The 13,180-nt window shown below is 56.1% G+C and carries 10 protein-coding genes; 7 read left to right on the top strand and 3 right to left on the bottom strand.

Annotated features, from left to right (window positions below; all coding sequences use genetic code 11):
* Positions 1 to 29 precede the first annotated feature (29 nt).
* Complete coding sequence (locus tag BH714_RS06780; RefSeq protein WP_040017426.1) at positions 30 to 833, bottom strand: YdcF family protein; 804 nt, start codon at positions 831 to 833, stop codon at positions 30 to 32.
* 202 nt (positions 834 to 1,035) lie between these two features.
* On the opposite strand from BH714_RS06780, the gene BH714_RS06775 reads away from it, so the two are divergent.
* From BH714_RS06775 to BH714_RS06760, 4 genes are all read left to right on the top strand, one after another.
* On the top strand, positions 1,036 to 2,688 hold the full coding sequence (locus tag BH714_RS06775) for an MFS transporter (protein ID WP_032681063.1): 1,653 nt from the start codon (positions 1,036 to 1,038) through the stop codon (positions 2,686 to 2,688).
* A gap of 31 nt (positions 2,689 to 2,719) precedes the next feature.
* Positions 2,720 to 3,802 (top strand): HlyD family secretion protein, encoded by a 1,083-nt coding sequence (locus tag BH714_RS06770; RefSeq protein ID WP_040017425.1) that lies wholly within the window; start codon positions 2,720 to 2,722, stop codon positions 3,800 to 3,802.
* A complete protein-coding gene (locus BH714_RS06765) occupies positions 3,799 to 5,178 on the top strand; it encodes an efflux transporter outer membrane subunit (protein ID WP_040017424.1) in 1,380 nt (459 codons plus the stop codon). Before BH714_RS06770 ends, BH714_RS06765 begins: the two co-directional genes overlap by 4 nt.
* 88 nt (positions 5,179 to 5,266) lie before the next feature.
* Entirely contained in the window at positions 5,267 to 5,926 is a 660-nt protein-coding gene (locus BH714_RS06760) for an O-methyltransferase (RefSeq protein ID WP_040017423.1), read from the top strand.
* Between the two features lie 43 nt (positions 5,927 to 5,969).
* Here the strand turns inward: BH714_RS06760 and hrpA are convergent, their stop codons facing one another.
* On the bottom strand, positions 5,970 to 9,872 hold the full coding sequence (gene hrpA, locus BH714_RS06755; protein WP_014169971.1) for an ATP-dependent RNA helicase HrpA: 3,903 nt from the start codon (positions 9,870 to 9,872) through the stop codon (positions 5,970 to 5,972).
* 205 nt (positions 9,873 to 10,077) lie between these two features.
* On the opposite strand from hrpA, the gene azoR reads away from it, so the two are divergent.
* Together azoR and BH714_RS06745 are read left to right on the top strand one after the other, a co-directional pair.
* Complete coding sequence (gene azoR / locus BH714_RS06750) at positions 10,078 to 10,683, top strand: FMN-dependent NADH-azoreductase (RefSeq protein WP_025204253.1); 606 nt, start codon at positions 10,078 to 10,080, stop codon at positions 10,681 to 10,683.
* Between the two features lie 96 nt (positions 10,684 to 10,779).
* A complete protein-coding gene (locus BH714_RS06745) occupies positions 10,780 to 11,463 on the top strand; it encodes an RluA family pseudouridine synthase (RefSeq protein ID WP_020884216.1) in 684 nt (227 codons plus the stop codon).
* A 7-nt stretch (positions 11,464 to 11,470) separates the two neighbouring features.
* On the opposite strand, the gene BH714_RS06740 is transcribed toward BH714_RS06745, so the two are convergent.
* Entirely contained in the window at positions 11,471 to 12,010 is a 540-nt protein-coding gene (locus tag BH714_RS06740; protein WP_040017422.1) for a DUF2058 domain-containing protein, read from the bottom strand.
* A gap of 171 nt (positions 12,011 to 12,181) precedes the next feature.
* Between BH714_RS06740 and BH714_RS06735 the strand changes: the two genes are divergently transcribed.
* On the top strand, positions 12,182 to 13,156 hold the full coding sequence (locus BH714_RS06735) for a DUF1852 domain-containing protein (protein WP_040017421.1): 975 nt from the start codon (positions 12,182 to 12,184) through the stop codon (positions 13,154 to 13,156).
* The last annotated feature ends 24 nt before the right edge of the window (positions 13,157 to 13,180 follow it).

Below are 13,180 nucleotides of genomic sequence, written 5' to 3'. Positions count from 1 at the left end.
GAGAGGGGAAAACCGCAAACGGCCTCTGCTCAGAGAAGCGACCGGTGATTCAGGGCATCCGTAAGCACAGGATCCTGCTTTAACCGTGCCCACGCTGCAGTCACCTCGTCGGGGAATTCAACGTGTGCAATAAAATCACGCCCGGCCGGGCCATAGCCGTTCATGTCATCACAGAGTCGCGGAAGCTCGCCTAAAATGAGCGAGAGATAACGCTCTACCGGCCAGAGGCCAGCGCTCTCCCCGCTGAACACCAGCCCGTTTTCGCCATTTTTCAGCACCGGTGTATAGCCCGGGTGGCTGACCCACTGCGGCGAAGCAGACTCGTCACGGCACACGCGGGCAAAGGTTGCCATCGTGCGGCGCTGCATGGTCGGATCCTGCACGACCAGCACGCGCCCGGACGTCTGATGATGCTGTTTGAGCATGTTCCAGCTAAAACGCGCGTTTTCTCCGCAGTTGGTTGATTGATCGTCAACCCACACGTGCGCATCAGGGATCTGCCAGAACTGGCGGGCAATATCGGCCAGAATGCTTGCTTCCGCTCGCTCCGTTACCGGGACAGTGTGATAACGCGGATGCTGAGCGATGGCCGCATACAAAAACGCGGTCGAATGGCCAATCCCTCCGCTAATCAGTAACGGAACGTCGTGTTCAGCGGCAATACGGCAGGCAGCGTCGATGGTCGGCATCACCGCGTTTCCGGCCAGAATAACCCTGTCAACCGCCGCCACGTCGCGGGTATCGCCCAAATCATCCTGTGCCAGCCACTGGCCGACCGTGTTGATTGCCGCCAGGGTTGACTCCGGCAGAAGGGGAAAATGCGTCTGAACCATGGTGATGTCCTCAGTTGCTCAGGTTCAGATTAACGACTTCAGATCGACAAAACAACGGCCTTCCGGGCCGCTCTTTTTCCTTAACCTGTTCTTCAACATTTGATTAACCTGCGAAAATCATATTCACTTGAATTATCATTTGCGGCAAACGTAGAATCGTTAGCCCACTCATTATTCAATTTTTTCTAAGGTAAAAGACGTTATGCGCCTGCCCGAACGCGACCCTTATGCTCCTCGCGAGTGGCAGCCTCATGAGAAACCCGCCCTCTTGGGTTCGCCCTCCACGCCAGAACACAGCACGCCAAAACGGATTGCCTACGGGGTTGTCGGTCTGCTGGTGTGCCTGACGGGGGCGCTGGGTAATGCGGTGGTCACCGCCAATCTGCAAAATCTGCAGGGGACCTTCGGGGCCTGGTCGACAGAAATCGCCTGGCTCCCGGCGGTGTATGTAATGACCAACATCTCCATCAACCTGCTGCTGGTGAAATTCCGCCAGCAGTATGGTTTGCGCGCCTTCACGGAAGGTTTTCTGGTGCTGTATGTGCTGGTCACCTTTTTCCACCTGTTTGTAAACGATCTCAGCTCCGCGCTGATGGTGCGTGCCGCACACGGGATGGTGGCCGCCGCGCTCAGCTCCCTCGGTATTTACTACCAGATACAGGCCTGGCCCGCGAAACACCGTCTGAAGGCACTGACCATCGGGATTACCGGGTCATCGCTCGCCATCCCCCTCGCCCGCCTCTTTTCGACCGAGCTGCTGCAGCTTGACGAGTGGCGCGGGCTTTACTTCTTTGAGCTCGGGCTGGCGCTCATTTCACTGGCCTGCGTGATAGCGTTGAAATTGCCTCCTGGCGACCGGCGCAAGGTCTTCGAGAAAAAAGACTTCATCACCTTCTTTTTACTGGCCCCGGGGATGGCGCTGCTCTGCGCTGTGCTCTCCTTAGGCCGTCTTTACTGGTGGTTTGAAGCGCCGTGGATCGGCTGGTCGCTGGCATTAGCGCTGGTATTAATCGTGTCTGCGATCGTGTTTGAACATAACCGTTCTAACCCGTTGCTGAATACCCGCTGGCTGTCGAGCGGCAGCATCGTGCGTCTCGGGCTCATTATGCTGCTGATCCGCATCGTGCTGGCGGAGCAAAACACCGGCGTTATCGGCTGGCTGCAGTATGTCGGCCTGCAGAATGAGCAGATGACCCACCTGGCGTGGTCTATTTTTGCCGGTATTGTCTGCGGGATTGTGACCAGCTGTTTGACCATCAAGCCCACAAAACTGGCGTGGCCGATCATTACCTCGCTGGCGCTCATGATTGTTGCCTCCCTGCTGGACAGCCAGTCGAACAACCTGACCCGCCCGGACCAGCTGATGCTCAGCCAGTTCCTGCTGGGCTTCGGCAGCGCCTTCTTCCTCGCGCCCGCCATGCTGGCTGCGATTGGCGGGGTTATCGCCGATCCGCGCAACCTGGTGAGCTTCTCGGTGATGTTTGGCATGAGCCAGAACCTCGGCGGCCTGCTCGGCTCTGCCATCCTGGGGACCTTCCAGACCTGGCGCGAGAAATACCACTCCAGCATGCTGGCCGATCAGCTCACAACCCTGAACCCGCTGGTGAATGACCGTATTCAGGCTTACACCGGGCTGTACCGGAGCCTGATTGGCGACAGCTCGCTGCTGGGCACCCAGGCCATCACCCAGCTGCAAACGGTTTCATCGCTTGAGGCAAATATTCTGGCTTATAACGATACTTATTTACTGACGGCGAGCATTGCCGCCGCCACCCTGGTCTGGATTTTATGGCGCTTGCTGCGCCTGCGCCTGACTGCCCGTATGGCCCTGAAGAAGGCAACAGGCAACAAGTAATGAATATGAAGATGATTTCTCTGGAGATGTTATGAGTCAGCAGGATGCCGCTAAAGAGCAGGCCAACACCCGTAAAAATGTTCGTATCGTTTCGGTTTTCACCGCGGCGGCAATCGGTATTGTCGGCGTACTGGTGATCCTCTACGCCTGGCAGCTACCCCCGTTCACCCGCCACTCGCAGTTTACTGATAATGCCTACGTGCGCGGACAGACGACCTTTATCAGCCCGCAGGTTAACGGCTATATCACTGAGGTGAAGGTGCAGGATTTCGACCGGGTCAAAAAGGGCGAGCTGCTGCTGCAGATTGATGACCGTATCTACCGCCAGCGGGTGCATCAGGCCGAAGCGCAGCTGGCGATGAAGATTGCCGCCCTGAACAACAACCTGCAACAGCGCAAAAGCGCCGAAGCGGTGATCGCCAAAAACGAAGCGGCTCTGAAAAATGCCCGCGCCCAGAGTCTGAAATCCCAGGCAGATTTGAAGCGCGTAAAGGACCTGACGGCGGATGGTTCACTGTCTATCCGTGAGCGCGACGCCGCGCTGGCAAGCGCAGCCCAGGGCAGCGCCGACATTGACCAGGCGAAAGCCACGCTGGAAATGTCGCGCCAGGATCTGCAAACGGTGATCGTCAATCGCGGCGCGCTGGAGGCGGATGTGGAAAACGCCAAAGCGGCGCTGGAGCTGGCGCAAATTGACCTGCAAAACACGCGCATTGTGGCGCCTCGCGACGGCCAGCTTGGTCAGATCGCCGTTCGTCTGGGCGCTTACGTTACCGCCGGAACCCACCTCACCACCCTCGTGCCGCCTCAGCACTGGGTGATCGCCAATATTAAAGAGACGCAGCTGGCGGAGCTTCGGGTGGGTCAGCCGGTGAAATTCACCGTCGATGCATTAAATGATAAGGCCTATCAGGGCTGCGTGGAGAGCATCTCTCCGGCAACCGGCGTTGAGTTCAGCGCCATCACGCCGGATAACGCCACGGGTAACTTTGTCAAAATTGCCCAGCGTATTCCGGTGCGAATTGAAGTATTGGGTGACCAGGAAGCCTATCAGCTTCTGCGTCCGGGCATGTCGGTGCAGGTGACCATTGATACGCGGGAGGCGAAGCAATGACCCTTCGCCCGATAGCCGTTCTGATGATCATGACCGTGCTGGCCGGTTGCCAGTCGGTCGACGTGAAACCGGCGCAGCCGTCGCTGCACATCCCCACACAATGGCGAGCAACAGCAGGCCCGGCAAGCCCTGCAGAACAGCTCTGGTGGCGTAATTTCCACGACAATAATCTGAACCGCTATGTGGACCTGGCGCTTAAGAACAACAGCGACGTGCTGATTGCCCGCGAACGGATTAACGAGTATCAGGCGCGGGTCTACGCGGCCGACGGCAGCCTGTTTCCGTCGCTGGATGCTGGCGTCACGGGCACCCGCGCGCGGACACAATCTGCTGCCACCGGTCTGCCGATCTACAGCAGCCTGTATAAAGGCAGCCTTACCGCCAGCTATGATGTCGATATCTGGGGCGTAAACCGCAGCACCGCGAATGCGGCTGAAGCCTCGCTGGACGCGCAGAAAGCCGCGGCGGCGGCAGCAGATCTTACCGTGGCGTCCTCGGTCGCCTCCGGCTATATCACCCTGCTGTCCCTCGATGAACAGCTTCGCGTCACCCGCTCCACGCTGAAGTCCCGGGAAGAGGCATTCACTCTCGCTAAACGCCAGTTTGAAACGGGCTACAGTTCACGCCTGGAACTGATGCAGTCCGACTCCGAACTGCGCTCCACGCGGGCGCAGGTTCCCCTGCTGCAGCATCAGATTGCACAGCAGGAGAACGCCCTGAGCCTGCTGCTGGGGAGCAACCCGGGCGAGGTCGCGCGCAGTGAAAGCTTCGCGGCCCTGACGCCCCTGACATTGCCCTCGCAACTGCCCTCCTCGCTGCTTAATCGCCGTCCGGATATTGTGCAGGCTGAAAAGCAACTGGTTGCGGCTGATGCCTCGCTGGCTGCCTCACGCGCCAGCCTGCTGCCGTCGATCAACCTGACTGCAACCGGATCGATACAGGAACGCACGCTTTCCGGCTTACTCGACAACCCGCTGCAGCTCTGGAGCGTCGGCGGCAGCATTCTTGCTCCGCTGCTCAACCGCCAGGCGCTGAACGCACAGGTGGATATTTCGCAGTCCCAGCGCAACCAGGCGCTTTACAGTTATGAAAAAACCGTCCGTAACGCCTTTGCCGAGGTCAATAACAGTCTTGATGCCATCACGCGCTATCAGGAACAACTGACGGAGCTGCTTGCCCAACAAGATGTGGCGCAAGAGACGCTGCGCATAGCGCAAAACCGCTATCGCAACGGCTATTCGTCGTACCTGGATGTGCTGGATGCCCAGCGCACGCTGTTCTCGGTACAAACCAGCGTCGTGCAGGTCAAAAATAACCTGCTGCTGGCGCAGGTTGATTTGTACAGAGCACTGGGCGGAGGCTGGAGCAACGCGTGACCTGATACCCCACAGGCCCTCTCCGGCATGGAGGGGGCGAAAACCGGATCGCAGCGCAACCCGGTGTTTGCCACTCAGGAGTCAATCTATGCAACAACAGTGGTCTGCAGTCGATAATTACATGATCTCTTCACTCATTCCCGAGGATGATACCCTCCAGCGGGTGCTGGAAAACAACCAGCGTGCCGGTTTACCCGAACACGATGTCGCGCCAAATCAAGGGCAGTTGCTGGCGCTTTTTGTCCGCATGACGCAGGCACGGCGGATCCTTGAAATCGGCACGCTGGGCGCCTACAGCACTATCTGGATGGCGCGTGCGCTGCCACCTGACGGGAAGTTGATCACCCTCGAAGCGGACCCCATCCATGCCCGTGTTGCACGTCAGAATATCCAGCTGGCGGGGCTCAGCGATCGGATTGAGCTCATTGAAGGCCCGGCCCTGCACTCTCTTGAACACATCGGTGATATTCCGCCGTTCGACCTGATCTTTATCGATGCCGATAAGCCAAACAATCCGGGGTATCTGGAGTGGGCACTGTACTACTCACGCCCGGGAACGCTGATCGTCGGGGATAATGTGGTCCGGGATGGCGAAGTGATTAACGCGCAAAGCGACGATGCCCGCGTACAGGGCGTCAGACGATTTATTGAGATGATCGGAGATAACCCGCGCCTGACGGCGACCGCGCTACAAACGGTGGGCAGTAAAGGTTGGGATGGCTTTACCCTGGCCGTGGTGAATCGCTAAACGCAGATGCCCTCACTCACAGAGAGAGGGCGAACACCCGACGTTACGCCGAAATCTGCTCCATTGCCTGCAAAATACGTTTATCCGAAATGGGATACGGCGTACCGAGCTGCTGGGCAAAGAAGCTGACGCGCAGCTCTTCGATCATCCAGCGGATCGCCTGCACGTCTTCATCGTCACGGCGCGCCGGCGGCAATTTGTTGAGCCACTGCTGCCATGCCTTCTGCACGCTTTCCACTTTCAGCATCTGCGCGCGGTCACGATGCGGATCGATAGCCATTTTCTCCAGACGTTTTTCGATCGCCTGCAGATAACGCAACGTATCGCCAAGGCGTTTAAAGCCGTTGCCGGTAACGAATCCACGGTACACTAACCCGGCCATCTGCGCTTTCACGTCCGACAGCCCCAGCGCCATGGTCATATCCACGCGCCCTTTCAGGCGTTTGTTGATATTGAACACGGTGGTGAGGATCTGCTCGACCTGTTTCGCAATGTCGACCACGGTGTCGTTCAGTTCTGCCCTGACTTTCTCATGCAGTACCGCAAACTCCGCTTCTGACCAGACCGGACCGCCCGCCTCGTGGATAAGCTTGTCCACGCCACAGGAGATGCAGTCGTCAATCAGATCCAGCACTTTACCGTACGGGTTAAAGTAGAGGCCAAGCTTGGCTTTGTTCGGTAACTTCTCGTGCAGATATTTAATCGGTGACGGAATATTAAGCAGCAGCAAACGACGCAGACCACGCCACATCATCTGCTGTTGTTCCTGTGGATTATCAAAGAGTTTGATGGCCACGCTGTCACGCTCATCCACCAGTGCAGGCCAGGCCTTCACCCTGTAGTTGCCGCGTTTTTGCTCATAGCTTTCCGGAAGCTCTCCAAAGCTCCAGATGTGCAATCCGCTCTGCTCGATACCGTCATCAGCCACCGCAGAAAGCGTCTCCTGGACTTTACCTTTCAGCGCCTCTTTCAGTTCGGTCAGCGATCGGCCTTCCTGCAGCTTTTTGTTTTTGTCGTCCACCACGCGGAAGCTGATTTTCAGGTGATCGGGCACCTGGTCCCAGTGCCAGTCGTCGCGGTCGACGGTTACGCCCGTCATGCGCCTGAGCTCACGCTCCAGCGAATCCAGCAGCGGCAACTCCAGCGGCGTTACGCGGCCTAAAAACGCTTCGGCATAGTTTGGCGCAGGCACAAAGTTACGACGCACCGGTTTTGGCAGCGATTTGATCAGCGCAATCACCAGCTCGCGACGCAGCCCCGGAATTTGCCACTCGAATCCGCTCTCTTCGACCTGGTTTAACAACGGCAGCGGAATGTGTACGGTGACGCCATCCGCATCCGCGCCCGGCTCAAACTGATAGGTCAGGCGCAGCTTGAGAGAGCCCTGATGCCAGAAGTTCGGGTAATCGAGTTTGCTGACCGACTCAGCCCCCTCTTTGATCAACATGCTCTTTTCAAAGTTGAGCAGGTCCGGCGTTTCTTTGCTGGCCTTCTTCCACCAGCTGTCGAAGTGGCGGGCAGAAATCACATCGTGGCTGATACGCTGGTCGTAAAACTCAAACAGCGCCTCGTCGTCGACCAGAATGTCGCGGCGACGGGATTTATGCTCAAGCTCTTCCACTTCGGCACGCAGTTTGAGGTTTTCACGGAAGAATGCATGACGCGTCTGCCAGTCGCCCTCCACCAGCGCGTGACGAATAAACAACTCGCGACACAACGCGGGATCTATCTGGCTGTAGTTAACCTTGCGCGCGCCAACCACCGGCAGACCGTAAACGGTCACTTTTTCGGTCGCCATCACCGCGCCCTGCGCGCGCTCCCAGTGCGGTTCACTGTATGAGCGCTTCAGCAGGTGCTGGGCAACAGGTTCAACCCATTCGGGATCAATGCGCGCCGCAATGCGGCCCCACAGGCGGCTGGTTTCCACCAGTTCGGCCACCATGGTCCATTTAGGCGGTTTCTTGAATAAACCGGACCCCGGGAAGATGGAGAAACGGGCGTTACGCGCCCCGGTATACTCCTGCTTGTCGGCATCCTTCATCCCGATATGGGAGAGCAGACCGGTCAGCAACGCAATGTGAATTTCGCGGTACTCCGCCGGTTCACTGTTAACCGGAATGCCCAGCTCTTTCACCACCTGACGCAGCTGCGTGTAGATATCCTGCCACTCGCGCACGCGCAGATAATTGAGGAAATCGACGCGGCACTGGCGGCGGAACTGGTTCGACGACAGCGCTTTCTGCTGCTCGCCGAGGTAGTTCCACAGGTTCACAAAGGCGAGGAAGTCGGACTCTTTATCGTGGAACCGACGGTGTTTTTCATCAGACGCCTGCTGCTTGTCCATCGGACGCTCGCGCGGATCCTGAATCGAGAGCGCGGAGGTAATGATCATTGCTTCACGCACACAGCCGTGTTTCTGTGCTTCCAGCACCATGCGCGCCAGACGCGGGTCAACCGGCAGCTGGCTGAGCTGACGGCCCAGCGGCGTCAGTTTGTAGGCGCTAGCCTGCTCGTCGGTGGTGATGGCACCCAGCTCTTCCAGCAGGCGCACGCCGTCCTGAATGTTGCGCTTGTCCGGCGCTTCGACAAACGGGAACGCGGCGATGTCGCCAAGCCCTAGCGCAGTCATCTGCAGGATGACCGACGCCAGGTTGGTGCGCAGAATTTCCGGGTCAGTAAACTCCGGTCGCGACAGGAAATCGTCCTCGGAATAGAGGCGAATACAGATCCCTTCCGACACACGGCCGCAGCGGCCTTTACGCTGATTAGCGGAAGCCTGAGAAACCGGCTCAATTGGCAGGCGCTGCACTTTGGTGCGGTAGCTGTAGCGGCTGATACGCGCCGTACCCGGGTCAATCACATATTTGATGCCCGGCACGGTAAGCGAGGTTTCCGCCACGTTGGTGGCCAGCACAATACGACGTCCGCTGTGCGGCTGGAACACGCGGTTTTGCTCGCTGTTTGACAGGCGCGCATACAGCGGCAGAATTTCGGTATGGCGAAGATCGCGCTTGCTGAGGGCGTCAGCGGTATCGCGAATTTCCCGTTCGCCGCTCAGGAAAATCAGAATGTCGCCCGCGCTTTCATTTCCCAGCTCGTCGACGGCATCAAAGATGGCCTGCAGCTGGTCGCGCTCGGTATCGTCCGCGTCTTCCACTATCGGGCGATAGCGCACCTCCACCGGATACGTTCGGCCAGAGACCTCGATAATCGGCGCATTGTTGAAATGCTTTGAGAAACGCTCCGGATCGATGGTGGCGGAAGTGATGATAATTTTCAGGTCCGGGCGACGCGGTAACAGTTCTTTCAGATACCCGAGCAGGAAGTCGATATTCAGGCTGCGTTCGTGCGCTTCATCGATAATGATCGTGTCGTACTGCATCAGCAGACGATCCTGCTGGATTTCCGCCAGCAGAATACCGTCAGTCATCAGTTTGACCATGGTGTTATCGCTAACGTGGTCGCTGAATCGCACCTTATACCCAATGCAGCCACCGGGCTGCGTTTGCAGCTCTTCGGCAATACGGTTCGCCACGGTACGCGCCGCCAGACGACGCGGCTGGGTGTGACCAATCAGCCCTTTCACTCCACGCCCCAGCTCCATACAAATTTTCGGCAGCTGAGTGGTTTTCCCTGAACCGGTTTCCCCTGCAACAATCACCACCTGGTGGTCGCGCACGGCGTCAAGAATGTCCTGTTTTTTCTGACTGACCGGCAGGTTTTCCGGGTAGGTAATCTCCGGACGTGCGGCTTCGCGCAGCACGACTTTCCCTGCCGCCTGTTCAATCTCTTTCGCCATCTCCTGATAAATGGCCTGTTGTGCATCAGGATTTTTAACCTTCTTCACCCCGTGCAGACGGCGGGCAAACCGCTGTTTATCACGCAGCATCAGTGAATCAAGCTGTTGCAGGAGCATCGGGAAGGTTAATTTTTGTTGTTCTGTCATAGCGTTAACGGGCAGTGCACTGCCGGGTAAAATCTCTTTTTAATGATTGCTATAGAGTATCACATTGGCGCTTTGAGTGCCTTATTCAAAAAATTCGAACATAGACTTCGATATATTGCGCTATCCCTGCGACAGGATTGTGAATAGAGTGTCAACAAGCAACGGGGCAACCCCCTTCAATCAAATGCAAAAACAGGAATCACCCATGAGCAAAGTATTAGTATTGAAATCCAGTATTCTGGCAGGGTACTCACAGTCTGGTCAGCTCTCTGACTACTTCGTTGAACAGTGGCGTGAACAGCATTCTGCTGATGAAATCACCGTGCGTGACCTGGCTGCAAACCCGATTCCTGTGCTGGATGGCGAACTGGTTGGCGCGCTGCGTCCAGGCGACGCTCCCCTGACGCCACGTCAGCAGGAAGCCCTGGCCCTCTCTGACGAGCTGATTGCTGAACTGCAGGCGCACGACGTTATCGTGATCAACGCGCCAATGTACAACTTCAACATCCCTACTCAGCTGAAGAACTACTTCGACCTGGTTGCCCGTGCCGGCGTAACCTTCCGTTACACTGAAAACGGTCCTGAAGGTCTGGTGAAAGGTAAGCGTGCGATTGTACTGACCAGCCGTGGTGGTATTCACAAAGACACCCCAACTGACCTGGTTGCACCGTACCTGACTCTGTTCCTGGGCTTCATCGGTATCACCGACGTGAATTTCGTGTTTGCTGAAGGTATTGCCTACGGCCCGGAAGTTGCGACCAAAGCGCAGACTGACGCGAAAGCCGCTATCGACAGCCTCGTAGCCGCTTAATCATCCCCCTCTCACCGCCTGGTGGGAGGGTTTCTTTCTGTCCCCGCCGCTAAAAATTCGCTATCATCCGCACCCACTCTTCTGTCGGGCCGTCTGATGTCTGCGATTATAGATTCTTTTATTGCCCCACCGTGTCACGACGAGATCGAGATCCTCTGGCAGGACGAACATCTGGTCCTGATTAATAAGCCTTCCGGTCTGCTCAGCCTTTCAGGCAAAAATCCGCAAAACCGCGATTCAGTGCATTATCGACTGGTACAGACGTTTCCCGGCTGCACGCTGGTGCATCGTCTGGATTTCGGTACATCCGGGCTGATGGTCATTGCGCGCAATAAAGCGATTAACGCCGCTCTCTGTCACCAGTTCAGCCAGCGCGCCGTGCGAAAGGTATACAGCGCCCTGCTTTGCGGGCATGTGGAAAACGACGAGGGCGTGATTGATGCCCCGATTGCTAAAGATCCGGCGCTGTTTCCGCTGATGTCGATTTGTGCGATTACCGGCAAGCCCGCACGCTCACGCTATCAGGTGATGGACCGGTTTTATGATGCGGCACTGCCGTTGACGCGGGTCAGACTGACCCCGGAGACCGGGCGAACCCACCAGCTGCGCATTCACTGCCAGCAGTTGGGCTACCCTATTTTAGGCTGCGATCTGTATGGCGGTCTTGCACTGCCGGGCACCGAACAGATACCGCGGCTGATGCTGCACGCCAGCGAGCTGGATTTTGTGCATCCGGTGAGCGCAGAGGCAATTAACGCCCGTCACGCCGCACCGTTTTAAGCGCTGCTTACCACATCAAATCGTCAGGAATTTTGAAATCTGCGTACGGATCGTCTTCATCCTGCTCTTCCTGACTCAGGGCGCTGTTTAACACGATACTCTCGGCATCGCGCTGGGCGATTTTATCGGCCACCACTGCCGGGATAATCGCATAGTCGCAGTCGCCATTGGCATTAATCACCAGACGCGCAATCGCCAGGCGGCCATTGATCAGCTGGGCCTGCGTCTGCTTGTCGACCTCGATTTTTTTGATGAGATTGCCGTCGGTAAAGTTAAAGGCGATGGTGCCTCTGGTCACGGTGATGCGGTTCATTTCGATCAGCTGCTTGACCTGCGCTTTAAACTCTTTCGCCAGCGTCGCCAGCTTCTGCTGCTCGCTCAGCTGCTTGTCACGCTCGAGCTGCGCTTTTTTATTCTCTTCTACTGCTTCCCTTGCTTCGCGGGCCTGAACGCGCGATTTCTTGGCCGTGCGCTGAACTTTAGCCATCTTTTTACTGCTGACTAAGCCTGCTTTCAGCATCTGCTCTTGTAGGGTGAGTTTTGTCATGATCGTTTCTAAACCGTGTTGAAATTTTGGGGATTATACCTGGAAAGGCGCTGTTCATGAAGATAGCTCATGTTGCAGTGAAATTAAGTCACTTCCCCTCCGTCACGGGCTCAGGCATAAATTATGCATTGGTAACTTCTTAGCAACAAGAACTTAGGATGTATAACGACGATGAGTAATGCTTTTACATTTAGCCTTAAGCGTAGTTGCTTTGATGAAAATTATAACCCTTCAGAAAATACGCGTACCACCACCAACTTCGCCAACCTGGCCCGTGGCGAAAAACGCCAGCAAAACCTGCGTAATACGCTGGTGATGATGAATAACCGTTTTAACGCGTTAGCGCGCTGGGACAACCCAAAAGCCGATCGCTATGCGCTCGAACTGGACATTATTTCTGTGGATTTGCATATCGGCGCTGAGAAGCCCTTCCCGGCTATCGAAATATTGCAGACAACGATCGTTGATAAAAAGACCCATGAGAGCATCGACGGTATCGTTGGAAATAATTTCTCGTCCTATGTCCGCGATTATGATTTCAGCGTCTTGCTGCCGGAGCACAATAAAAATCAGTCCCGCTTCTCGATCCCGGATAATTTTGGTGAGCTGCACGGCACTATTTTCCGGCATTTCGTTAACTCACCTGAATACAAAGAGAACTTCAAAAAGGCACCGGTGATCTGCCTGAGCGTCTCCAGCAAAGACACCTACCGCCGCACGGGCAACCAGCACCCGGTGCTGGGCATCGAGTATCGTCCGGACGGTACATCCTTAACCGAGCAGTACTTCGGGAAAATGGGTCTGCAGGTTCGTTACTTTATGCCTGAGAATAGCGCAGCGCCGTTTGCGTTTTATTTCACCGGCGATTTATTACGGGATTACACCAACCTGGAGTTGATTAGCACCATCAGCACCATGGAGACTTTCCAGAAAATTTATCGTCCTGAAATTTACAATGCGAACTCAACCGCCGGAGAATGCTACCAGCCCGATCTGAATCATGAGGATCATTCATTAACAAAAATTGTTTATGACCGTGAAGAACGCAACCGGCTGGCAATTGAACAGGGCAAATTTACGGAAGCGTATTTCATCAAGCCCTATAAACCTCTTCTTGAGCAGTGGTCAGGTCACAACACGCTTTAATTAATCGATAATAAAGGTCTTCTA

The organism is Enterobacter ludwigii, from assembly GCF_001750725.1.
Taxonomy (GTDB): domain Bacteria; phylum Pseudomonadota; class Gammaproteobacteria; order Enterobacterales; family Enterobacteriaceae; genus Enterobacter; species Enterobacter ludwigii.
The sequence above is the reverse complement of the archived record's forward strand: the minus strand, read 5'-3'. Positions and strand labels throughout refer to the sequence as shown.